This is a genomic window from Nocardia sp. NPDC004573, from assembly GCF_053602135.1.
Genome location: NZ_JBSGDA010000005.1, coordinates 247,798 through 270,181, shown reverse-complemented (window position 1 = coordinate 270,181; position 22,384 = coordinate 247,798). Strand labels below are relative to the sequence as shown.

Genomic DNA, 22,384 nt, shown 5'->3' with positions numbered 1-22,384 from the left:
GGTATCCGGCCCGTCATCCTGGAAATCCCAAGGCACGCCCGTTCGCCCGGGTGCGGGTGTCCCGTAGTGGCACAGCAGGAGGAACGATGGCCGAAGAAATCGAACGCGACCGCTGGGATCCGGGTGTCCAATCCTATGCGTCGATGGGATATTACGCGCCGGACTATCAGCCGTCGGAGACAGACGTGCTCGCCGTGTTCCGGGTGACCCCGCAGCGCGGCGTCGACCCGATCGAGGCGGCCGCCGCGGTGGCAGGCGAGTCCTCCACGGCGACGTGGACGGTGGTGTGGACCGACCGGCTCACCGCACACTCGCGCTACCAGGCGAAGTGCTACCGCATAGACGAGGTCCCCGGACGGCCGGGGGAGTACTTCGCCTATGTCGCTTACGATCTCGACCTGTTCGAGGAAGGATCGATCACCAACCTGACCTCCTCGATCATCGGCAATGTGTTCGGGTTCAAGCCGTTGCTGGCGCTGCGGCTGGAGGACATGCGCATTCCGGTGGCCTATGTGAAGACGTTCCAAGGTCCACCGCACGGCACGGTGATGGAACGCGAATATCTCAACAAATACGGCAGGCCGCTGCTGGGCGCGACGGTGAAACCGAAACTCGGGCTATCCGCCCGCAATTACGGGCGGGTGATCTACGAGGCGTGCAAAGGTGGCCTGGATTTCACCAAGGACGACGAGAACATCAACTCGCAGCCGTTCATGCGCTGGCGCGACCGCTACCTGTTCGCGATGGAGGGCGTCAACCGCGCGATGGCCGAGACCGGTGAGATCAAAGGCCACTACCTGAATGTGACCGCTGCGTCGATGGAGGAGATGTACGAGCGCGCGGAATTCGCCAAAGAACTCGGCAGCGTCGTCATCATGATGGATCTCACCGTCGGATTCACCGCGATGCAGTCGATGTCGCACTGGGCGCGCCGCAACGGCGTGCTGCTGCACCTGCATCGCGCGGGGCATTCGACCTACACGCGGCAGAAGACGCACGGCGTCAGCTTCCGGGTCCTGGCCAAGTGGTGCAGGCTGATCGGCGTCGACCATCTGCACGCCGGCACGGTGGTGGGGAAGCTGGAGGGCGATCCGGCGACCACCAAGGGGTTCTACGACACGTTGCGGGACAACCACATCCGGACCGAGCCCGCCAACGGGATCTTCTTCGACCAGTATTGGGCGAGCCTGCCCGGCGTGATGCCGGTGGCCTCCGGCGGCATCCATGCCGGGCAGATGCATCAGCTGCTCGATCTGTTCGGTGACGACGTGGTGCTGCAATTCGGCGGCGGCACGATCGGGCATCCGCTCGGTATCGCCGCGGGCGCGGAGGCGAACCGGGTCGCCCTGGAGGCGGTCGTGCAGGCCCGCAACGAAGGGCGCGACCTGCTGAAGGAGGGTCCGGAGGTGTTGCGCAAGGCGGCCGAGATCTGCCGTCCGCTCGAGGTCGCATTGGCGACCTGGGGCGATGTCACCTTCGACTACACCTCCACCGACGCGCCGGACGCCGTGCCGACGGCCAGCCGCTGACCATCCCGGAAGGATTCACCGATGTATCTCAGGCACGGAACGTTCTGCTACCTGCCGCCGCTGACCGACGAGCAGATCGCCGCCCAGGTGCGCTACGCGCTGCTCAACAGCTGGCCGGTGTCCATCGAGTACACCGACGACCCGCATCCGCGCAACGCCTACTGGGAGATGTGGGGATTGCCGTTGTTCGATCTCGACGAGCCCGACGGCGTGCTGGCCGAGATCAACGCGTGCCGGGCCACCTTTCCGCGCCATTACGTGCGGGTGCTGGCCTATGACGCCCGCTACACCAGGCAGACGACGGCGCTGAGTTTCCTGGTGCAGCGGCCGCCCGACGAGCCCGGCTTCGTGTTGACCCGCACCGAAGGGCCCGACCGCAGGCAGAAGTACGGTCTGCACTCGTACGCGACGACCGTCCGCCCGGGAGACCGGTATGGCGGCTGAGCGCAACGGCTCCGGATTCCGTCTGCACCGCCCGGGGGCCGATGTCCCCGGCGCGGTGCGGACGGCGCCCGCCGAACCGGAGGAGCCGGAGATTCTGGGCGAGGACGCGGTGCTGGATCTATCCGCCGACATCGCGGGTCATGATGTCGAGGAGACGCTGCGCAGACTGGACGCGGAGCTGATCGGGCTGGCCCCGGTGAAGCGGCGGGTCCGCGAGATCGCGGCGCTGCTGCTGATCGACCGGGCGCGGCAGCGATTCGGCCTGACCTCGTCGCGGCCCACCATGCACATGAGTTTCACCGGTGGACCGGGGACGGGTAAGACGACGGTGGCGCTGCGGATGGCGCAGATGCTGCATGCCCTCGGCTACATCCGCAAACCGAAGGTGCACACCGTCACGCGAGACGATCTGGTGGGCCAATTCATCGGGCACACCGCACCGAAGACCAAGGAGGCGCTGGCCAAAGCGGCGGGCGGTGTGCTGTTCATCGACGAGGCCTACTACCTGTTCCGGCCGGAGAACGAACGAGACTACGGGCAGGAAGTGATCGAGATCCTGTTGCAGGAGATGGAGAACGAGCGCGCCAGCCTGGTGGTGATCTTCGCGGGATACCCCGACCGGATGGACCGCTTCTTCTCCGCCAATCCGGGCCTGTCCTCGCGGGTGGCCCATCACCTGGAGTTCGCCGACTACACCGAGGCGGAACTGCTGGCCATCGCCGAACTCATGGTGGCCGCGGAGAACTTCCATTTCGACGACGCGGCGCGGACGGCGTTCGGGGAGTACCTGGAACGCCGGATGGCTCGTCCGCGTTTCTCCAACGCGCGCAGCGTGCGCAATGCGCTGGACCGCTGCCGGTTGCGGCAGGCCAAGCGTCTCGTCGAACTGCGCAGGCCGTTGACCAAGACCGATCTGATCACGCTGACCGACCGAGATGTCTACGGCAGCAGCGTGTTCACCGACCCCGAGCCGACCGCGCGAGACTGCCGGTGACGAGATCGAGGCGCCATGCCAGAAGGATTGAAGACCCTCACCCGCTACACCATCGAGCAGGAACACCGGCATCCCGGATCGTCCGGCGAGTTCTCCGGGCTGGTGAATGTCATCGCGACCGCGACGAAGATCGTCGCCAATCAGGTCACCCGCGGCGCGATCGTCGGATCGCTGGGCGCCTCGGAGCCGGACAACCTGCCGCCGACGGTGCATCGCAAACTGGACGCGATCGCCAACGACATCATGGTCGCCGAAACGCAATGGACGGGGCACCTGTCGGCGTTGCTCTCCGAACAGATCAGTGAGGTCCATCCGGTGCCCGCGACGCATCGGCGCGGGAAGTATCTGCTGGCGTTCGATCCATTGGACGGTTCGTCGAACATCGACGTGAATCTTCCGGTGGGCACCATCTTCAGTGTGCTGCGCACATCCGCGGCCGGTGGCGGCCCGGCGGCGGACGAGTTCCTGCGACCAGGGGTCGAGCAGGTATGCGCCGGCTTCACCCTGTACGGCCCGGCGACCATGCTGGTGTTGACGACCGGCAGCGGGGTGGACGGGTTCACGCTGGACCGGGAGATCGGCGCCTTCGTGCTCACCCACCCACGGATGCGCATCCCGGAGGACACGTCCGGTTTCGCGATCAACGCGGCCAACGAGCGATTCTGGGAGCGCCCGGTGCGCCGCTACGTACAGGAATGCCTGGACGGCGTGGACGGTCCGCGGGAGCGGGACTTCAACATGCGCTGGGTGGCCTCGCTGGTCGCCGACACCTTCCACATCCTCACCCGCGGTGGGGTGTACCTGTATCCGCGTGACACCCGCCCGCCCGCGCGGCCGGGACGGGTGGCGTTGCTCTACGGCGCCAATCCGATCGCGTTCATCGTCGAACAGGCCGGCGGCGCGGCGACCACCGGCAGTGAGCGGGTGCTGGAAGTGCTGCCCGGCGACGTCCACCAACGGGTGCCGCTGATCTTCGGCTCCCGCAACGAAGTCGAACGCATCGAGCGGTATCACCGCGAGCCGGATGAGGGACCCAGCTTCGACAGTTCGCTGTTCGGCAGACGGTCCCTGTTTCGTCCGGCCCAGCGCTGAAGGGGAGAACCATGTCCGTCAAGCACCCGGTCGTCGCCATCACCGGGTCCTCCGGGGCGGGGACCTCCAGCGTGACCCGGACCTTTCAGGAGATCTTCCGCCGCGAAGGAATCAACGCCGCGATCGTCGAGGGCGACGCGTTCCACCGTTACGACCGCAACGAGATGAAACTGGCCATGGCCGAGGCGGAGCAGAACCGCAATGTACGGTTCTCGCACTTCGGCGAGGAAGCGAACCTGTTGAAGGAACTGGAGACGCTGTTTCGCGACTACGGCGAGACCGGCGTCGGGACCGTGCGCCGGTACCTGCACGACGAGGCCGAGGCCAAGCCCTACGGGCAGCAGCCGGGCACCTTCACGCCGTGGGAGGAGTTGACGCCCGGCAGCGACCTGCTGTTCTACGAGGGCCTGCACGGCGCGGCGGTCACCGCCACCGTGAACGTGGCCCGCTACACCGATCTGCTGGTCGGCGTCGTGCCGATCATCAACCTGGAGTGGATCCAGAAGGTGATCCGGGACAAGACCGAGCGCGGCTATTCCAGCGAGGCCGTGATCGATACGATCCTGCGGCGCATGCCGGACTACGTCACCTACATCTGCCCGCAGTTCTCCCGCACCTACGTCAACTTTCAGCGGGTGCCGACGGTGGACACGTCCAATCCGTTCATCGCGCGCAGTATTCCGACGGCGGACGAGAGCTTCGTGGTGATCCGCTTCGCCGACCCGAAGGTGATCGACTTCCCCTATTTGCTGTCGATGCTGCACGACTCCTTCATGTCGCGGACGAACTGCATCGTGGTGCCCGGCGGCAAGATGGAACTGGCGATGCAGCTGATCTTCACGCCGCTGATCCTGCGGTTGATGGACAAGCGGCCGAAACGGTCGTATTGAGCGGTCGTGGGTTCCGAACGGGTAGGCGCGGGAAACGCTGTCGGCCCCGCAGCACTAGTCGGGCAGGAGCGGGACCGACAGGCCCTCGCCGCGATGCAGGAGGGCGGCGCGGGTGACGGCGGCGGAGCCGAAGCGGCGGCGCAGGTCGTCGAGGGTCGCGTCGAGCGTGTTCGCGGCGCGGGCCTCGAAAGGCAGGGTGAGCTGCACGGTGTCGGCATCGTCGAGATTGGTCAGCGCCAGGCCGATCAGGGTGAGGCCGCGTTCCTGGATGAGCGGCATCGCGCCGGTGAGCAGGCCGCGTGCCGCGAGCAGGATCGTCTCGGTGTGATCGGTGGCTTCGGCCAAAGTATGTGAGCGGGTGGCCCGGGCGAAATCGTCGAAACGCAGGCGCAGCACCACGGTGCGGCACACCCGCTCGGCGGCGCGCAGCCGCCTGCCCAGCCGATCGGTGAGCCCGTGCAGGTAGGCCTCGATCTCGTCCGGGGGACGATGCTTGCGCCCGAGGGCGCGCTGGGCGCCGATCGACCGCCGCCGCCTGCCGGTCTCGACACGGCGCGGATCACGCGCCCAGGACAGGGCGTAGAGATGGCGGGCCGCGGCGGGCCCGAGGATCGCCCGCAGCGGGCGCTCACCCAGCTCCGCCAGCTGACCGACCCGGGTGATGCCGTGCTCGTGCAATGTCCGCGCGGTGACATCCCCTACGCCCCAGAGTCTTTCGACCGGTAGCGGGTGCAGGAAGTCCAGTTCCCGGTCCGGCGGCACCAGGCGCAAGCCATCGGGCTTGGCGACGGCGCTGGCCACCTTGGCGAGGAATTTGGTGCGGGCGATCCCGACGGAGATGGGCAAGCCGACCCGGTCACGGACTTCCGCGCGCAGCCGCGTCGCGATGGCCGCCGGTTCGCCCGCGATCCGGCGCAGCCCGCCGACGTCGAGAAACGCCTCATCGATGGAAATGCCCTCCACCACCGGCGTGGTATCGCGAAAGATCTCGAAGACGGCTTTGCTCGCCTCCGCGTAGGCGGACATGCGCGGCGGTACCACGATCGCGTGCGGGCACAATCGGCGCGCCTGCCCGCCGTTCATCGGAGTGCGCACGCCGAACGCCTTGGCCTCGTAACTGGCGGCCAGGACCACGCCGCCGCCCACGATCACCGGCCTGCCGCGCAGCCGCGGGTCGTCGCGCTGCTCGACCGAGGCATAGAACGAGTCGAGATCGGCATGCAGGATCGATGCCTCCTGGCGCGCGAGTATCCGGGGTCGGCCGGATCGTGAGGCGGGCGCATCGGACACGAACATATGTTCGCACGACGGTACGACAGGGGCGGTGGCCTGGGCAGATCTACTGGTTGCCTCCGTAGTAACCCCCCGCAGCCGGTAACCTGTTCCCACGACGGGGCACAGCTCGGATGAGGGAGTCGGTACGGTGCGTGGATTCGGGGATCTGGAGGCGGTGATCATGGACCGCATCTGGGATCAGGACGCAGAGGACACAACGGTGCGCGAGATCTTCGACGAATTGTCGGCTCAGCGCGACATCGCCTATACGACGGTGATGTCGACCATGGACAACCTGCATCGGAAAGGCTGGCTGGCGCGCGAACGCGCAGGTAAGGCCTATCGCTATTGGCCGACTCTCACCAGGGAAGAGCACAGCGCCCGGCTCATGCTCGAAGCGCTCGGTTCCGGCGGACGCTCGGACCTGGTGCTCAGTCATTTCGTCGACCGGATCAGCGCCGAGGAATCGGCCGGGTTGCGTGCCGCGCTACGCAGACTGGCGGCGCGCAAGTCACCAGAAGTGCCGTGAGCCTGGCCATCGCGCTGACGCTGTACGGCGGCGTCGTGGCGACCTTCGGTCCGCCCGTGTTGCGCAGTCTGACCCATCGCGGCATCGCCCCGCGGCTGGGCGTGATCGCCTGGGTGGTCGCGATCATCGGTGCGCTCAGCGCCTGGGGAATCGCGGCGGCGGTCGTGACGGTCGAGTTCGCGACCTACTGGGGACACCCGAAGGACGCGCTGAGCGCGTGCGCCTCGTTCCTGTGGTCGCCCATGCACGTGCACGGCGCTGCGGCCGGCCGGGCGGCGACGTTCGCGGTGGCGGCCCTTGTGGCCGCGGGCACGGTCGCGCTGGTGGCGCGCGCGGTGGGTGTCGTCGTGGACATGCGCAGGCGTACCAGCGTCCATGCGCGGGCGGTCCGCCTGGTCGGCAGGCCGGTGCCGGGCATAGGCGCGGTCGTGCTCGACTCGCCCGAACGGCAGGTGTACTGCGTGCCGGGAAAGCCCGACACCATCGTGGTCACGAAGGCGGCGTTGGAGGCGCTGGACGGCGACCAACTGGCCGCGGTGCTCGCGCACGAACGAGCGCACCTGTCCGGCAGGCACGCGGCGTTGACGGCGGTGCTGCGCGCGGTGGCCACCACGCTGCCGGGCCTGCGGTTGTTCACCGTCGGCGCCGCCGAGACCGCCCGGCTGCTCGAGATGTGCGCCGACGACAAGGCCGCCGACGAACACGGTTCGTTGCCGCTGCTGGGCGGACTGCTGGCGATCGTCGGCGTCGTCGAGCCGGCGCCCCATGGAGCGCTGGCCGCGGCGGGCACCGCGGTACTGGCCCGCGCCGAGCGGCTGGCCGACCCGGTCGGCGCCATCCGGCGAGCCACCACCCGCACCGCCTTGCTCGGCGTGATCGCGATGACGGTCACGGGGTCGGCCCTGGCGGCCGCGACGGTGGCCGCCGCCGGTGCGCTGCTGAACTGAGTACGAGAAGGAGCGCGTGTGCGAGCCACCTGGGATCAGGTCTTCGCCTGGCGGCTGCAACGTCAGCACGTCGGATCTCGCACCGACGAGGGTGCCGAAGCGATCGCCGAGCGCCTGTGCGGCATACAGGCGCAGGTCACCTCCGCGGCGGAACTGGCTGCCGCCCTGCGCAGCACGAAACCCGAATCCGGCGCGCTGGTCCGCGCGCTCGACGACGGCAGTCTGATGAAGACCTGGGCGATGCGCGGCACGCTGCACGCGCTGACCCCCGACCTGGCCGCGGCCGCTCTCACGCTCATCGGCTCCGCGCGCACCTGGGAGAAGCCCTCCTGGCAGAAGACGTTCGGCGCCTCGCCCGCGGAGGTCGCGGCGTTGACCGAGGCGGTCGCCGAGGTGCTCGCCGCCGCGGTGCTCACCCGGGAGGAATTGGTCGAAGCCCTGGTTTCCGCGCCGGAGTTCCACCGGCTCGGTGAGGAGTTGCGCTCCGGGTGGGGTGCGCTGCTCAAACCGCTGGCCTGGCAGGGGGCGCTCTGCCACGGCCCGGCGCGGGGCAACAAGGTGACGTTCACCAGTCCGGCGCATCTGATCCGCGACTGGCCCGGGCTGCCCGAGCCGGATGCGGCGGCCCGGGCGGCGATCCTCGCCTATCTCAGCGCCTACGGCCCGGCGACGCCGGAGGCCTTCGACGCCTGGCTCAGCCGAAACAGCCTGCGTAAGACCACGGTGCGGCGCTGGTTCGCCGAACTGGGTGACCTGCTCACCGAGGTGGACGTGGAGGGCCGCCGCGCCTTCCTGCCGACCGCCCGGGTCGACGAATTGGCCGCCACCGCGCCGAGCGGGACGGTGCACCTGCTCGGCGCCTTCGACCAGTACGTGCTGGCACCGGGCACCGGTGACACCGCCTTGCTCCCTGCCGCCCACCGCGCGAAAGTGAGCCGCACGGCGGGGTGGATCTCACCGATCGTCGTGGTAGGTGGACGTATCGCGGGCGTGTGGGAGCTCGCCGAGGACGCCGTCGAGATCGCCATGTTCGACGGCGCGCCGTTGCCCAGGCGGGGGTTGGACGAGGCCCTGGCGCACGTGGCGCTGGCGGCCGGGCGCGAGAACCTCACTGTGCGAGCTGGGTAGGTCGCGCTGATCTCGAGCCGTCGAGGTGCGCTGTGGTCCGAACGGCTCGAAAACCGGGGCCGGACGAACGGCCATGACCGGATAGCGACCGTTGGCCACGGCATTCCGGTATCCGGCACGGCCTGCCGGAATGCCATGGCCCGTTCGTCCGCGTACGGTTGTGTGCGGCCTCGCTCGTCGGCGCCGATCAGGCTACGGTCGACTCGGTGTCCGAATCCGCATGCTTTTGCACGGGTTTCGGCATGCGTGCGGCCATGCCCACCAAACCCGCGAGGACGGCGACCGCGGCGGTCACGGACCATCCGCGCCGGAACGCGTCGAGGGTCGCCTCCGGGCCCGCCGGTGTGCCGAGTACCGCGATCAGGACCGCGACCCCGACCGCGAGGCCGATCTGGCGCGCCATGCTCAGCACGGCCGATCCGGTGGCGAACCGCTGCGGCGGCAGCCCGCTGGTGCCCGCCGCGAAGGCGGTCGGCAGGGTGAGACCGACGCCGATGCCGCTGACCACCATGCCGCCGAGCAGGCCGCCGACGTAGTCGGGTGTCAGGGTGATCGCCCGCACCCACCACAGCATGCCCGCGCCGAACACGATTCCGCCCATGGCGATGACCGGCCCGGCGCCGATCCGGCCGATCAGTCGCCCCGCCAGGACGGCGATCACCGGCACCATCAGCGGGCCCGGCGCGATGGCCAGGCCGGTGCGCAATGCCGACCAGCCCCAGACGTTCTGCGCCCACAGCACCACCGACAGCAGCATCGCGCCGAAGGCGACGTTGAACAAGACCGCGTTGCCGGTCATCCAGGCGAAGTTGGGCGCGCGCAGCAGGGCCGGATCCACCACCGGACTGGGGTGGCGGGCGGAGGAGATGGCGAACGCCACCGTCAGGACGGCCGCCACCGCGAACGCCGTCAGCACCCGCGCCGACGACCACCCCCAGTCCTCGCCCTTGACCAGCCCGAGCACCAGCCCGGCGATCGCGCCGACCAGCAGCGCCGCACCCGGCAGGTCGGGCAGTCGGCCGCCGTCGCCCGGCGGATCGGGCAACGTCCGCACTGCGATCACCACAGCGACCAGACCGATCGGCACGTTCACCAGAAACACCCAGCGCCAGCCGAATTCGACGAGAATGCCGCCGAGTACCGGACCGAGGGCCGCGCCGAGCCCGCCGAAGGCGACCCACAGGCGTACCGCGGCGGCGCGACGCTGCGGCGGGCTGGCCGCGAGTACCAAGCCGAGCGAAGCGGGCGTCAGCAGCGCGCCGCCGACGGCCTGCAGAACGCGGAACAGCACCAGTGACCCGACGTCCCAGGCGGTCGCGCACAGTGCCGACCCGGCGACGAACACCGCCAGCCCCAGCAGGAAGGTGGTGTGGATGCTGCGGCGGTCACCGAGTCGTCCCGCTGGGACCAGCAGTGCGGCGAACACGATGGCGTAGGCGTTGAGCACCCAGGAAAGCCCCGAGATCCGGGCTCCGCCGAAATCGGCGGCCATGTCGGGCAGGGCGACGTTGACGATGAACAGATCCAGGCTCGACAGCAGGACGCCGATCGAGACGACGGCGAGCACGGCCCGGAAGTCGGCGGCGGCCCGGGTCGGGGCCGTGGCGGGGAAATGCACGATCGTCTCCGTTTCAGCCGAGCACGCGGCGGGTCTGGCGGGCGGAGGCGAGCAGTCGGCCGTTCCGGTCCCAGATCGAGGTGTCGTCCACCGACCATCCGCCGCCGGTGGAGGCGTTCGCCGTGCGCACCAGCACCGGGAAGTCGCCGGCCGGCGCCTCGTGCAGGTGCATCGACAGCGTGACGGTGGGGATCGCGACGGGCGCACGCAGCGTGGGGAAGACGGCGGGCGGCAAGGCATCGGCGAGGATCGCGAGGGCGGCGGCGTTCGCGGGCAGTTCGGGGACGAGACCGATCCACGCGCACATCATCGGTTCGTCAGCCCCGGTGAGCGGCAGCGGCCCCGCCGCAGGGCGGATGGTGAAATGGGCACTCGCCGGGACGATTTCAGGCGGGAGGGCGAAGGGCGAGCAGGATTCGGGGTCGGGCACTCGCGGTGCGGGCGCGCCCGTGTAGTCCGCGACGTCCGATGCCACGGTGCGACCGAGTGTGACGGACGCTCCGGCGACCGGGTTGCCGCCCTGGTCGGCGTAAACCTCCAAGACGACGGTGCTACGGCCGACGGCGTGCTCGGTCACCCGGAAGGCGAGCAGGTCCTCTGTGGGGCGGCCCAGGAACCGGAGATCCACAGCGCGCACCGGCAGTGGTTCGGCGGCCGCCGCCCGAGCCACCTCGATGAGCAGAGCCGCGATCACGCCGCCGTGCGGTCCGGTCCAGCCCCGCCAGGACCGGTCGACACGCGCCTGCCACCCACCGGGGCCGGTCTCGGTGAGCGCGAACTCCTCGGCGAGGGTCCGCCCAGTTAGTTGCTTCATGCAACGCACCCTAAGTTAGTGAGTTCTTTGAAGCAACCGACTATGCTGACGACTATGCGCAGGACGAGCTTCGAGGAGATGAACTGCTCGCTGGCCCAGTGCCTCGAGGTGGTCGGGGAGTGGTGGACGCTGCTGATCGTGCGCGACGCTCTGTTCGGCGTGACGCGCTTCGACGACTTCCGCGCCCGCCTCGGGATCGCCCGCAATGTGCTCACGCAGCGCCTCGAGCATCTGGTCGAGCACGGGGTGCTGAGCCGTGAGCCCTACCAGGCCAACCCGGTTCGCTACGACTACCGGCTCACCCCGAAAGGCCGTTCGCTGTGGCTGGTCGTCACCGCGATGCGTCAGTGGGGCGACGAATGGTCCGCGCCGGACGGGCCGCCGGTGCAACTCGTGCACACCGCGTGCGGAAACCTCGCGACCATCGAGCCGGTGTGCTCGGAGTGCGGTGAACGCGCCGCGCCGCGCGACCTGCGTCCCGTGCTCGGTCCCGGAGCCAAGGATCCTTCCCTCCTGCCCTCGGGCTGAGGCGGCCGCTGTCGCGGCCGGTTCCGCGTTCGCCGCCGCGCGGCGATAGGCTGCGGCAGTGGCGGACGGGCGAGTGCGGCAACTGATCGACACGGTGGCATGGGTGCGCATCGAGGACGGACGAATCCTCTGCGCCAGACCACGCGGCAAGGACGTCTTCTACATCCCGGGTGGCAAGCGCGAGGGCGGCGAGACCGATCTGCAGACTCTGCTGCGCGAGATCGAGGAGGAGCTCACCGTCGCGCTGTTGCCGGAGACCGCCGCGCACGTGGGCACCTACGAGGCGTTGCACGGCCCGGTGGACGGGGCAGTGGTGCGGATGAGTTGCTACACCGCGGATTACCGCGGAACACTGGCCGCGAGCAGCGAAATCGAGGAGGTCGCGTGGTTCGGCTACGCCGACCGCGCTCTCGTCCCACCAGTCGATCAGTTGCTGTTCGATGATCTGGTGGACGCGGGCTTGCTACGGTGAATCGCGGACCGGACAGCGCTACCGTCGGCGGTATGTCGTGGCTTCGGGCACTCCTGCGCTATGCCGCCTACGCCCTGCGGGCGCTGCCGCTGGCGGCGCGGCGGATTCCGACCCGGCTGCGCGCGCCGCGGCGAATGCTCGGCGAATCCGTGCTGCCGCACAAATTCTCGGCTCTGCGCTCGGTGTCGCACTCGGTGCTCAGCGGCGGGGTGGGCCTGCTGGCCTGGTTCCTGGCGTTCCTCGCGATCGTCGCCGTGTTCCGCGGCGTCTGTTTCCCGCTCGTCGCCGGCGACAACCTGGATGGATCCTGGGGTGGGCCCACCTTGGCGGGCGCCTGGGCGGTGCACGCGGCGCTGGGCGTCGGTCTGCTGCCGGTGTGGCTGCTGATTCTGGCCGGTCTGGGCGTGTTCCAGTTGCGGCTCACCCGCGGGCTGCTCGGCCGGAAGGGGCCACGGTGGCCCGCTCCGGTCGCGGTCGTGCTCGTCGCGGGCGGCGTGCTGCTTTTCGTGGCCTGGCTACGGCAGGCGTGAGGCCCGCCGAAGCCTAGCGGGCGCGGCCGCGGGCGGGGACGGCCCCGCTCAGGTGGTGGCGTGTGCGCGCTGCGCCCGCTGGATCAGGTGCTCCACGAGGGTGAGCAGCACGTCTTTGCAGGAGCTGCGGTCGCGCGCATCGCAGAGCATGACGGGGGTGACCGAGTCGAGGTCGAGCGCGTCGCGCACTTCGTCGATGGTGTAGCGCGGTGCGTCGTCGAAGCAGTTGACACCCACCATGAACGGCAGACCGCGCCGCTCGAAGAAGTCCACGGACGCGAAGGAATTGCCCAGCCTGCGGGTGTCGGCCAGCACGACGGCGCCGAGCGCGCCGCGCGCCAGTTCGTCCCAGAGGAACCAGAACCGGTCCTGCCCGGGTGTGCCGAACAGGTACAGCACCAGGTCGCGATCGATGGTGAGCCTGCCGAAGTCCAGAGCGACCGTGGTCGTGGACTTCTGCTCGACGCCCGACAGATCGTCGATGCCGGTGCTCACCTCGGTGATCAGCTCCTCGGTGCGCAAGGGCGCGACCTCGCTGATCGCCGAGACCATCGTGGTCTTGCCGACGCCGAACCCGCCGGCGACGAGGATCTTGACCGACGCGGCCAGCTGTGGTGTGCCACTCGGGTCAAAGTTTTCGGATTCCATCCAGTACCGCTCGCAATATGTTGAGGTCATCGGGTCCGGCCTCCGTCGGAACGGGAGCGCGGAAAATCAGTTGCCCGTCGCCGATCAGGTCACCGACGAGGATCTTCGTCACCGCCAGCGGCAAACGCAACTGTGCGGAGAGTTCGGCGACGGTCTGTGAAACCCGGCACAGCCGAAGGATATCGGCGTACTCGGGTTCGCTGCGTCGCAACGTGGGCGCGGAAGTGTCCGCGATCACGGTGGTGAGCATATCCAGTTCGGGTCCGGCGCTCGCGGTGCGCCCGCGCGTGAGCGCGTAAGGACGCACCAGCGGTCCGGCCGCTTCGTCGAACCAGGGCTCACGCGGATGGGTCATGGCAGGACTTACTCGACCTGTCCGACGAGGTCTTGCCGGGCAGTCGTGGACAGGTAGTTGCCGACCCGCTGGACGGTCAGGTTCATCTCGTAGGCCACCATGCCGAGGTTGGCCGATTCGGCGGCTTGCAGTGCCAGGCAGGCGTTGTCGCCCGCGGAGGTCACGAACAGCACCGCGCGGTCGAGTTCGATGACCGCCTGCCGGACGCCGCCGCCGTCGAATCGGTTGCCCGCGCTGCGCGCCAGCCCGTAGAGCGCCGAGGACATCGCGCCGAAGTGTTCGGCGTCCTCGCGGCTCATACCGCTGGAACGACCCAGTAGTAGCCCGTCGGTGGACAGCACCACCGCGTGGCGCACGCCGGCCAGCCGGTCGACGAGATCGTCGAGCAGCCAATTCAGATCACCTGCGGGAGAAACGGACACCACTAGCCTTCCTGTTCGTCGGAGATGACGGCGCGACGGCCCTGTCTGGTCCCGTTCTCGATGGCGGAGATCAGATCGCGGGCCTGCTCGGCGGAACGTGGCTGCTGCACGGAGGCGGCATGCTCCTGGACCGGCTGCGCCAATTGCGGTGCGAGGTTGGTCTGTCGGTTGCGCCGGGGCAGCGCCGGGCGGCCGTCGGGACCCGCTTGCATCGGCGCCTCGGTATACGGGCGTGGTCCATAGCGCGGGAGCGTGGCGGCTTCGGCCGACAGGGTCGCGACGGACGACGGCTCGGTCTGCGCGGCGGTCTCCGTCTCCGCCGCGGCCTGCGGGCCGCCGATGAGCCTGCCGCGGCGGCCCGGGTCGGTGAGCTCCGCCGGTGTCTGCGGCGCAGCGGAATCGGTCGCGATGAGCGCGGACGGAATGAGCACGATGGCCTTGATGCCGCCGTAGTCGGAGTCCGACAGCCGCACCGCGATGCCGTGGCGCGCGGCCAGCTGCGCGACCACGAACAACCCCAGCCGCGAATCCGCCGACAGCGCCGCCACCCCGAAATCCGGTGGATTGCGCAGCGTCTCGTTCATGGTGGCCCGGTCTTCTTCGGACATGCCCATGCCCTGGTCGGCGATCTCGACCACGACGCCCTTGCCGACCACGTTGCCGGAGACCTCGACCCGCGACTGCGGCGGCGAGAAGGAGGTGGCGTTGTCCACCAGTTCGGCGAGCAGATGGATGAGGTCGGCGACCACGGTGCCGAGCACGCGGACCTCGGGCAGCCGGGCCACCCGGACCCGGGCGTAGTCGAGGGTCTCGCCGACGGCGCTGCGCACGAGGTCGACCAGCGGGACCGGGTTGCGCCACTGCCTGCCCGGTTTGCCGCCGCCGAGGATGGTGAGGTTCTCGGCGTTGCGCCGTTCCCGCGTGGCGAGGTGATCGAGCCGGAACAAGGTGTCGAGCAGGACCGGATCCTCTTGGCGCTGCTCGGCTTCGTCCAGGATCTCCAGCTGCCGGTGCACCACGATCTGGCTGCGGTGCGCGATGTTCAGGAAGACCGCCTTCACGCCTTCCCGGGTGCGGGCCTCGGCCACCGCCGCGGCGACGGCCGCGGAATGCGCGTGCTGGAACGCCTTGGCCACCTGGCCGATCTCGTCGCTGCCGTAGTCCAGAACGGGGGATTCGGCCGCGGGGTCGACGGTTTCGCCATCGCGCAGTCTGCGCATCATGTCCGGCAGCCGTTCGTCGGCCAGGGCGAGCGTCTGCCCGCGCAGCCGCTTCAACCGGCGGATGACGCGGTTGGCGATGATCACCGCGATGAGGAACGCCAGCACGCTGACCACCAGCACGCCGCCGCCCGCGAACGCGGATCTGGTCGCGGCGGCGGCGGCCTTGTCCTCCGCGAGTTTCTGCGAGGCCCGGTTGTGCGTGGTCCAGGCGTCGATCAGGCCGCGGTTGACCTCGGCGGCGGCGCTGTGCCATTCCTGCGTGCTCAGCGGCAGTGGCACCGGTGGCGGGCTCGACGCGCGCGCACCGTTGCTGGATGTGCTCGATCCGGTCGAGGGCGGCTGAGCGGGTGCCATGGCGCGCTGGACGACGGCGTTCTCCATGGTGGTGAGCTGCTGCCAGGCCGGACTCGCGATGAGCGTCTGCAGATGACGCTGCTCCGCGCCTTCCAACTCGGCGCCGAGCGCGGCGATCTCGCTGTGGTAGAAGCCGATCTGGCGGATGTACTCCTCGGCGGGGATGGCCGGGGGTGTGGGGCCGTCGATGTACAGGCCGCCCAGCGCGTTGCTGCGCGCCATCGCCTCGGTGGCGTTGAACAGCCGCATGCCGGTGGCGATCCGGACGCCGATCTCGGTGTACGGCGCGGTCTGCTCGGCGACCTTGGTGCCCACGGAGATGACGTCGAGCAGGCGGTTGTAGAACATGTACGCGTCCGCCGGCGGCAGCGCGGCGGCGTCGACGCCGCCGCGCACGGCGTTCATGTTCTGCGTGAGGGTGGTGAAGTTGGCGACGTTGTCGCCGAGCTTGGAGTCGTCGACGTCGCGGATGCCTTCGGAGGCCTGGATCAGGCCGCGCAGCGCCCCGTCCAGACGCATGCGTGCGGCGCCGAGCGCGGTCGCCGCGCTGCCGTCGCCGGACAGTTGCGCGAGCGTCAGGTGGCGTTCCTGCTGGACCGCCTCCATCATCTCCCTGGTCGAGGGGATGGCCTTCTGGTTCTCGGCCGCCCAGTCCTTGGCTTTGGTTCCCTCCGCGACCAGGTAGCTGGTAGCACCCACACCGACGACAAGCAGAGTCAGGCTCGGGATGAGCGCGATCGCCAGAATCCGGGTGCGGACCCCGAGCCTCGCTCTGAACATCGGCACAACGTAATCCACGAACCGGGCGATCCGGCCGCCCTGTCCCGGTGAGCGGGACTGGATTTGACTTCTTGCCTGTTCTTGTGGTCCGTCGGCGCTGTGCCGAAATTGATTGCCGCAGTGCATAACTCTAACTCGACCGCCCCGCTGCGGCTGACCTGTGCGGGCGCGGAGGGCGCCGGGCGCGGGAAATCATCCCGTGGCCGGTTCAGAGCGCGCCGCACGCGGCGTAGATTGTGTGTATCCCTCGGTTACTCACAAGTAGGAGGCAACGATGCCCGCGCCGGAAGCCGAAGTATTCGACCGCCTCAGCGCGCTGGCCGCGATCGAGGCGCCCGCAGACCGTCAGCGCAGGACGATCACCGAGACGTTCACCGGGAATCCGCTGGGCAGCGTGCCGGTCGGCACCGCGGCCGACGTCGCTGCCGCCTTCGGCAAGGCCAGAACCGCGCAGGAGCGCTGGGCGGCGCGGCCGGTGGCCGAACGCGCCGCCGTGCTGAATCGGTACCGCGCGCTGGTGGTCGAGCATCGCGAATTCCTGATGGACGTGGTGCAAGCCGAAACCGGCAAGGCGCGCTGGGCGGCCCAGGAAGAGATCATGGGGCTGATGTTCGCGGCCCGGTATTTCGCGAGGATCGCACCGAGCCTGCTGGGCACTCACCGCGTACCGGGCGCGTTCCCCGTGCTCAACCGCGCCTCCGTCCGGTACCAGCCCAAAGGCGTGGTCGGTGTCATCGCGCCGTGGAACTATCCGCTGCTGCTGTCGATCGGCGATTCCATCCCGGCGCTCATCGCGGGCAACGCCGTGGTGGTCAAGCCCGACAGCCAGACCCCGTTCTCCACGCTGGCCGGCGCCGAGTTGCTCTACCGGGCGGGTCTGCCGCGCGAGTTGCTGGCGGTCGTCCCCGGCCCGGGCAATGTGGTCGGCACCGCGATCGTCGAGGACTGCGACTATCTCATGTTCACCGGTTCCTCGGCGACCGGCCGCACCCTGGCCGAGCAGTGTGGCCGCAGGCTGATCGGCTTCTCCGCCGAACTCGGCGGGAAGAACCCGATGATCGTCACCGCGGGCGCCGACTTGGACAAAGCCGCCAAGGCGGCCGTGCGCGCCTGCTTCTCCAACGCCGGGCAGCTGTGTATCTCGATCGAGCGGCTGTATGTGGAGCGCGCGGTCGCCGCGGCGTTCACCGAGAAATTCGTGTCCGCGGTGAACGCGGCGAGACTCGGCGCCTCATACGACTATTCGGCCGACATCGGCAGCCTGATCTCCGAAGCGCAACTGGAGACGGTGTCCAAGCACGTCGCGGACGCCACCTCGAAGGGAGCGAAGGTGCTCACCGGCGGCACCGCCCGGCCGGATCTGGGTCCGCTGTTCTTCGAGCCGACCGTGCTCGCCGACGTGACCGATGAGATGGAATGCGGTCGCGACGAGACCTTCGGCCCGCTGGTGTCGATCTATCCGGTCGACAGTGTCGAGGAGGCCGTGCGCCTGGCCAACGACACCGAGTACGGTCTCAACGCCTCGGTGTGGGCGGCGAGCAAGTCCGAAGGCGAGCGGATCGCGGCGCGGCTGCGCGCGGGCACGGTCTGCGTGGACGAGGGCTACGCGCCGGCCTGGGGCACCACCGGAGCCCCGATGGGCGGCATGGGCATCTCGGGTGTGGGGCGCCGTCATGGTCCGGACGGTCTGCTCGAGTTCACCGAGCCGCAAACGGTCGTGGTCACACGCTTCATGAATCTGGACGCGCCGAAGCTGTTCCCGAAGGACAGGTGGCAGCCGTTCCTGATGACCGTGGCCCGCAGTCTGCGTTTCCTGCCCGGACGCTGACGCACGACGTCCGCCCGGGTGGTCGTGCCCACCCGGGCGGACGATCCGCCGGTTCGATCGTGCAGGGGTCACGCCAACCGGTCGGCTCCGGTGCGCGGCGGTCCGCCGGCCGCCAGCGCCGCTGCTTCCTCCTCGGTGAGCAGCCGTGATCTGAGGACGAATCGCAGACCCTCCAGCGCGTCCGAAGCGCAGCCGCCGGGCGCATCGGCCACGTCGACGGTCAGGTGGGTGTTCTTCCAGTGCTCGTATTGCTCACCGCTGATCCAGAATTCGGTGTGCCAGGGGAGACTTCCGAGCAAAACATCCGCGCCGTCGATCCGGGATTCCCGGATGGGCAGGCAGCGGGGCTCGCCGCTGTCGCGGTGTCCGCCGGACTGATGCAGCAGCACGGCCCCGTGCTGGTGGATGACGCGGCGCAAGGCGGTTCTGGCGCGATCGGTGATGTCCACCCGGTGCGTTCCGGCGTCGGCCGACCGGCGTGGATGACGTGGCCTGCGTGTGTCGGGTAGTCGGCGATGCCGGAGTCCCGGCCCCGGTCTGGCAAAGCTCATGATTCCTCGCAGATGTATCTCGGACCGACTCACTATGGTCCGCGGAGGTTGGCGCGAGGTTGGTGGGAGAACGTCAGTCGCGCAACGCGGTATGCAACCGAGCCGCGACCACCGCCCGTCGCACGTCGTCGGGCGGCAGCAACCGCAGCGCGTGCTCGTGGACCGCGATGTCACGGGGCGCGCGTTCGCCGAACGCGACCGCGTGCTCTGCCCGGTCGCCGGTGAGCACGGCGGTCCGCACGCCTACGTCCAGGTAGTCGCGCCACCGCAGCACGTCGGGCGCCTCGGATCCGGGCAGCAGCGGCCCCCGGTACAGCCACACCGCCGAGGTGGTGTCGCCCGCGGTGACGGCGGCGAGCAGGTCGACGGCATCGCAGGAGACCGGACCGGTCAGCGCGTACCGGCGATTGCTGATGTCGCCTCCGATCGCGCGGCGCAGATGGGAGACATCGGCTTTGAGCGTGCTGATGGACACCGACCGGTCGCCGTACAGGGCGGCGTGCAATTGCTCGGGGGTGAAGCCGTCCGGCTGGAGCGCCAGCAGCGCGAGGATCTCCAACTGCCGAGGCGGCAGCGGCAGTGGCATCCCGTCGCGCACCAGGCGTGCGGCGCCGAGGCATTCCAGGCGGATCCCCGGCGTGGGTACGGGCGCGGCGGTGCGCAACATCGTCTCCACCGCCGTCACCAGCGCGCGCACCGAGGTGAGCACCGCGGGATGGGAGCGCTCCCAAGAACTGGACAGGTCCAACGCGCCGACCTGTCTGCCGTCCGGCCCGTGGATCGGCGCGGAGTAGCAGACCCAGCCGTGCAGAGCGGCGACCAGATGTTCGGCGGAGAACACCGTCGCAGGGCGATCGGTGTGCAGCGCCAGCGCCAAACCGTTGGTGCCCATATGGTTTTCGCCCCAGCACCCGCCCGGGGCGAGATTGACCCGTTCGGCCTGCCTGCGCAGCGTGCGGTCGCCGCAGGACCACAAGACGGTGCCCGCGCTGTCGGTGACCACGGCCAGGTAGCCGGAGTCCTCGGTGACGGCGCGCAGTTCACCCGCCAGCGCCGTCACGGGTTCCCGGAGCGGGGACGCCGCCCAGCGATCACCGATGTCGTCCACCCCGGGCGCGACCGTGGTGCCGGGATCGACGGTGTACATCGACCGCCGCCACGATTGCGCTACTTCGTTGCGGAGGACGGCCGCGCTGGGCCGGGATGTCACCCGTGGAGCCGTCGCCCAACGCTCCCATTCTTTTTCCAGTTCGACCCGCTGCTGTGTGAGGGTGCGGAACTGCGCCACGTGGAAGACCCATCGTCGTGTGAGCTCGTATTCGCACTCTCATTCTGGCGTACGCCGACGGGAGTGGCGAGCTGTTCGGGGGCCTACCCGCCGGTTGCGTCGGCCTTCGAGCGAACTCGGCGACGAGGCCCTAGGCTGCTGACATGGCGACCGGTCTCCCGCGGGCACGCCTCGCCGACGTGCACCGAGTGGCTTCCGGCATGCCCTATGTGACCCGCGTCGACGGACCGCGCGGCAACCCGATCTACCAGGTCGGGGGCAAGTCGTTCGTGTTCTTCCGCAATCCTCGCCCGGACGCCGTCGATCCGGGCACCGGCGAGCGCTACGCCGATGTGATTGTGATCTGGGTGCCGTCGGAGTCGGACAAACAGGCGCTGGTCCAGGACCCGGACTCGCCGTTCTTCACCACGCGGCATTTCGACGGGCACCCGTCTGTCCTGGTGCGCGCCGCCCACCTCGGCGAACTGAGTCGCAGGGAACTCACCGAGGTCATCCAGGACGCCTGGCTGGCTCGGGCATCGCGCAAGCGCGCGGCGGACTGGCTGGCCGCCCATCCGCCGCGCTGAGCGGTCACTTCCGGATGAAAATGCCTGCGACGTCCGCGTTCTTGATGGGGGTGTCGGCGTTGGCCTGGGCGCCGCACAACAGGTCGACCGACACCATGGTCGCGTCCACGGCGGTCCCGGCCGGTTCGCGGTCGTCCTTGCTCTGCTGCTTGACGAACTTGGTGATCGTCGTGCGCTTGGTGTCCTGATCCTGCTTGACGTACTCGCTGCACGGCGTGTCGCCGCCGCGGTTGAGGGCGCGTTCGATGTCGCTGCAGCCCGCGAGCGCCATGGCGACCATCGCGATCCCGAGGCCGGTGCGGCCGGTTCGTGACAGCGTGGCGTGCATGGGCTCCTCCTGAAGGTTCGGCGGCGCTGCCCGCCGCGATCGGACTTCAGCGTAGAGCGCCGGCGCCGAGTGTCCAGCGACGGCGGGTGCTCAGGCGCGGAACACGCACAGCGGGACGTTCATCTCCGCCGGGGTGAGTGAACCGTGGTGACCGACCAGCCGCGACTGCAGCGGCTCGGCGCCGGTCCGGATGACGCCACGTCGGCCCCGGGCCACCACGACCAGATCGCCGATGCGCCGGGCGATCGCCGGGGCGACGGTGGGGCCGAACCAGCCACGGCTTACGGCTTCGGCTCGGTCGATGATCTCGAAGTCCGCGCCGAGGGTCGCCTGCCAGGCTGCCGCGACGTCGGATTCGGCGCCCGGCTCGGTGTAGACGTGCCGGGCGCGGGGCTCACCGCCGAGCGCCCGGACACCGGCCTGCAAGGCGGGCGTGGTGTCGAAATCGAGGCGATCGTCCAGCTGCACCATGCCGTGGTCGGCGGTCACCAGCAGTGCCGCTCCCGCGGGCAGCTCGTCGGCGAGCGCGGCGGCGAGCCGGTCGGCGTGCGTGAGCTCCAGTTGCCAGGCGCGTGCGGAGGGCCCGCGGACATGTCCGGTCAGGTCGAGATCGCCGTGGTAGGTGTAGACCAGGGAGCGCGGGCCCGCGCGTAACGCCTCGCTCACACCGGCGACGAGATCGCCGAACGACAGCTGCGGGCGGAACTCGCAACCACGCAGCACCGCCTCGGTCAGCCCCGACCCCGCCTGATCGCGGGGTGATACCTGCGCGACGGCGATGCCGTCCGCGACGGCGCGCTGGAAAACCGTTGTGCGGGGCTGGAATTCCGTCGGGACCAGCTCCCGTCGCAGATCGGACTTGGGCGCGCCGTGCAGCCGCCAGGACAGCGGAGTGAAGAGCCGGTCGTAACCGGGAACATGGAACAGGTAGCCGACGATGCCGTGCTCGCCGGGCGGAACGCCCACGCCGAGCGAGGCGAGGCTGGTGGCCGTCGTCGTCGGGAAACCGGCGGTGAGCCGGATCGGCGCCAGGCCGGACAGGAACGGCGCCGCAGCGGGATTCGCGACGAGATCCTCGTACCCGAGTCCGTCCACCAGCAGGACGCAGACCTGGTCGGCGTCGAGCCGCAGCCCGAGGCGGTCCTCCTCGCCGGGTACACCGAGACCGGCGAGGACGGAGGGGAACAGGTCGGCCAGAGAACCCGAACCGTAGCGCGGCGCGACGAACACGAAGGTCAGAATGTCAATGTC

24 protein-coding genes are annotated in these 22,384 nt (G+C 69.5%); 13 read left to right on the top strand and 11 right to left on the bottom strand.

Going from position 1 to position 22,384, the window contains the following annotated elements:
• Positions 1 to 86: 86 nt before the first annotated feature.
• The 5 genes from ACWEKR_RS10895 to ACWEKR_RS10875 are packed head-to-tail and all read left to right on the top strand — an operon-like array spanning position 87 to position 4,949.
• Positions 87 to 1,529 carry a form I ribulose bisphosphate carboxylase large subunit gene (locus ACWEKR_RS10895; RefSeq protein WP_195085391.1) on the top strand — a complete coding sequence of 481 codons (1,443 nt, stop codon included), beginning with the start codon at positions 87 to 89 and terminating at the stop codon, positions 1,527 to 1,529.
• 21 nt (positions 1,530 to 1,550) lie between these two features.
• Positions 1,551 to 1,973, top strand: a complete 423-nt coding sequence (locus ACWEKR_RS10890) for a ribulose bisphosphate carboxylase small subunit (protein ID WP_195085390.1) — start codon at positions 1,551 to 1,553, stop codon at positions 1,971 to 1,973.
• The gene (locus tag ACWEKR_RS10885) at positions 1,963 to 2,967 is read left to right on the top strand and encodes an AAA family ATPase (protein ID WP_452354307.1); all 1,005 of its coding nucleotides are present in this window, start codon (positions 1,963 to 1,965) and stop codon (positions 2,965 to 2,967) included. Before ACWEKR_RS10890 ends, ACWEKR_RS10885 begins: the two co-directional genes overlap by 11 nt.
• Before the next feature lie 15 nt (positions 2,968 to 2,982).
• Entirely contained in the window at positions 2,983 to 4,059 is a 1,077-nt protein-coding gene (locus tag ACWEKR_RS10880) for a class 1 fructose-bisphosphatase (protein ID WP_452354306.1), read from the top strand.
• An 11-nt stretch (positions 4,060 to 4,070) separates the two neighbouring features.
• On the top strand, positions 4,071 to 4,949 hold the full coding sequence (locus ACWEKR_RS10875; protein WP_195085387.1) for a phosphoribulokinase: 879 nt from the start codon (positions 4,071 to 4,073) through the stop codon (positions 4,947 to 4,949).
• Between the two features lie 54 nt (positions 4,950 to 5,003).
• Here the strand turns inward: ACWEKR_RS10875 and dinB are convergent, their stop codons facing one another.
• Entirely contained in the window at positions 5,004 to 6,245 is a 1,242-nt protein-coding gene (gene dinB / locus ACWEKR_RS10870) for a DNA polymerase IV (RefSeq protein ID WP_452354305.1), read from the bottom strand.
• Between the two features lie 127 nt (positions 6,246 to 6,372).
• On the opposite strand from dinB, the gene ACWEKR_RS10865 reads away from it, so the two are divergent.
• Genes ACWEKR_RS10865 through ACWEKR_RS10855 form a run of 3 tightly spaced genes read left to right on the top strand, consistent with a single transcriptional unit; the run spans position 6,373 to position 8,828 of the window.
• Positions 6,373 to 6,753, top strand: coding sequence for a BlaI/MecI/CopY family transcriptional regulator (locus ACWEKR_RS10865; protein ID WP_043691105.1), 381 nt, complete (start codon positions 6,373 to 6,375; stop codon positions 6,751 to 6,753).
• Positions 6,750 to 7,700: a M56 family metallopeptidase gene (locus ACWEKR_RS10860; protein WP_452354304.1), complete on the top strand. Its 951-nt coding sequence runs from the start codon at positions 6,750 to 6,752 to the stop codon at positions 7,698 to 7,700. The genes ACWEKR_RS10865 and ACWEKR_RS10860 overlap by 4 nt, the downstream gene beginning before the upstream one ends.
• A gap of 18 nt (positions 7,701 to 7,718) precedes the next feature.
• The gene (locus ACWEKR_RS10855) at positions 7,719 to 8,828 is read left to right on the top strand and encodes a DNA glycosylase AlkZ-like family protein (RefSeq protein ID WP_452354303.1); all 1,110 of its coding nucleotides are present in this window, start codon (positions 7,719 to 7,721) and stop codon (positions 8,826 to 8,828) included.
• A 187-nt stretch (positions 8,829 to 9,015) separates the two neighbouring features.
• Here ACWEKR_RS10855 and ACWEKR_RS10850 read toward each other — a convergent pair whose 3' ends face one another.
• Positions 9,016 to 10,446 carry an MFS transporter gene (locus ACWEKR_RS10850; protein WP_452354302.1) on the bottom strand — a complete coding sequence of 477 codons (1,431 nt, stop codon included), beginning with the start codon at positions 10,444 to 10,446 and terminating at the stop codon, positions 9,016 to 9,018.
• A 13-nt stretch (positions 10,447 to 10,459) separates the two neighbouring features.
• The gene (locus ACWEKR_RS10845; RefSeq protein WP_452354301.1) at positions 10,460 to 11,260 is read right to left on the bottom strand and encodes an acyl-CoA thioesterase; all 801 of its coding nucleotides are present in this window, start codon (positions 11,258 to 11,260) and stop codon (positions 10,460 to 10,462) included.
• Positions 11,261 to 11,314: 54 nt separating this feature from the next.
• On the opposite strand from ACWEKR_RS10845, the gene ACWEKR_RS10840 reads away from it, so the two are divergent.
• From ACWEKR_RS10840 to ACWEKR_RS10830, 3 genes are read left to right on the top strand one after another with little or no spacing between them, the layout of a single operon-like run.
• On the top strand, positions 11,315 to 11,788 hold the full coding sequence (locus tag ACWEKR_RS10840; RefSeq protein ID WP_452354300.1) for a winged helix-turn-helix transcriptional regulator: 474 nt from the start codon (positions 11,315 to 11,317) through the stop codon (positions 11,786 to 11,788).
• Between the two features lie 58 nt (positions 11,789 to 11,846).
• Entirely contained in the window at positions 11,847 to 12,260 is a 414-nt protein-coding gene (locus tag ACWEKR_RS10835; RefSeq protein WP_324198150.1) for an NUDIX hydrolase, read from the top strand.
• A 32-nt stretch (positions 12,261 to 12,292) separates the two neighbouring features.
• Positions 12,293 to 12,790: a hypothetical protein gene (locus tag ACWEKR_RS10830; RefSeq protein WP_452354299.1), complete on the top strand. Its 498-nt coding sequence runs from the start codon at positions 12,293 to 12,295 to the stop codon at positions 12,788 to 12,790.
• Between the two features lie 48 nt (positions 12,791 to 12,838).
• On the opposite strand, the gene ACWEKR_RS10825 is transcribed toward ACWEKR_RS10830, so the two are convergent.
• The 4 genes from ACWEKR_RS10825 to ACWEKR_RS10810 are packed head-to-tail and all read right to left on the bottom strand — an operon-like array spanning position 12,839 to position 16,572.
• A complete protein-coding gene (locus tag ACWEKR_RS10825) occupies positions 12,839 to 13,438 on the bottom strand; it encodes a GTP-binding protein (protein ID WP_195085511.1) in 600 nt (199 codons plus the stop codon).
• Complete coding sequence (locus tag ACWEKR_RS10820) at positions 13,419 to 13,793, bottom strand: DUF742 domain-containing protein (protein ID WP_452354298.1); 375 nt, start codon at positions 13,791 to 13,793, stop codon at positions 13,419 to 13,421. Before ACWEKR_RS10820 ends, ACWEKR_RS10825 begins: the two co-directional genes overlap by 20 nt.
• Before the next feature lie 8 nt (positions 13,794 to 13,801).
• Positions 13,802 to 14,215, bottom strand: coding sequence for a roadblock/LC7 domain-containing protein (locus ACWEKR_RS10815; protein ID WP_195085379.1), 414 nt, complete (start codon positions 14,213 to 14,215; stop codon positions 13,802 to 13,804).
• A 2-nt stretch (positions 14,216 to 14,217) separates the two neighbouring features.
• Positions 14,218 to 16,572 (bottom strand): sensor histidine kinase, encoded by a 2,355-nt coding sequence (locus ACWEKR_RS10810; RefSeq protein WP_452354297.1) that lies wholly within the window; start codon positions 16,570 to 16,572, stop codon positions 14,218 to 14,220.
• 274 nt (positions 16,573 to 16,846) lie between these two features.
• Here ACWEKR_RS10810 and ACWEKR_RS10805 point away from each other — a divergent pair, with 274 nt between their 5' ends.
• Positions 16,847 to 18,400, top strand: coding sequence for a succinic semialdehyde dehydrogenase (locus ACWEKR_RS10805; RefSeq protein ID WP_452354296.1), 1,554 nt, complete (start codon positions 16,847 to 16,849; stop codon positions 18,398 to 18,400).
• 68 nt (positions 18,401 to 18,468) lie between these two features.
• On the opposite strand, the gene ACWEKR_RS10800 is transcribed toward ACWEKR_RS10805, so the two are convergent.
• The gene (locus ACWEKR_RS10800; RefSeq protein ID WP_452354295.1) at positions 18,469 to 18,951 is read right to left on the bottom strand and encodes a DUF779 domain-containing protein; all 483 of its coding nucleotides are present in this window, start codon (positions 18,949 to 18,951) and stop codon (positions 18,469 to 18,471) included.
• 73 nt (positions 18,952 to 19,024) lie between these two features.
• Positions 19,025 to 20,239: a transcriptional regulator gene (locus ACWEKR_RS10795; protein WP_452354294.1), complete on the bottom strand. Its 1,215-nt coding sequence runs from the start codon at positions 20,237 to 20,239 to the stop codon at positions 19,025 to 19,027.
• A gap of 143 nt (positions 20,240 to 20,382) precedes the next feature.
• On the opposite strand from ACWEKR_RS10795, the gene ACWEKR_RS10790 reads away from it, so the two are divergent.
• The gene (locus ACWEKR_RS10790) at positions 20,383 to 20,805 is read left to right on the top strand and encodes an MmcQ/YjbR family DNA-binding protein (RefSeq protein ID WP_452354293.1); all 423 of its coding nucleotides are present in this window, start codon (positions 20,383 to 20,385) and stop codon (positions 20,803 to 20,805) included.
• A gap of 4 nt (positions 20,806 to 20,809) precedes the next feature.
• Here the strand turns inward: ACWEKR_RS10790 and ACWEKR_RS10785 are convergent, their stop codons facing one another.
• Positions 20,810 to 21,133, bottom strand: a complete 324-nt coding sequence (locus ACWEKR_RS10785) for a hypothetical protein (RefSeq protein ID WP_159840644.1) — start codon at positions 21,131 to 21,133, stop codon at positions 20,810 to 20,812.
• A 90-nt stretch (positions 21,134 to 21,223) separates the two neighbouring features.
• The gene (locus tag ACWEKR_RS10780; protein ID WP_452354292.1) at positions 21,224 to 22,363 is read right to left on the bottom strand and encodes an alkaline phosphatase family protein; all 1,140 of its coding nucleotides are present in this window, start codon (positions 22,361 to 22,363) and stop codon (positions 21,224 to 21,226) included.
• Positions 22,364 to 22,384: the final 21 nt, after the last annotated feature.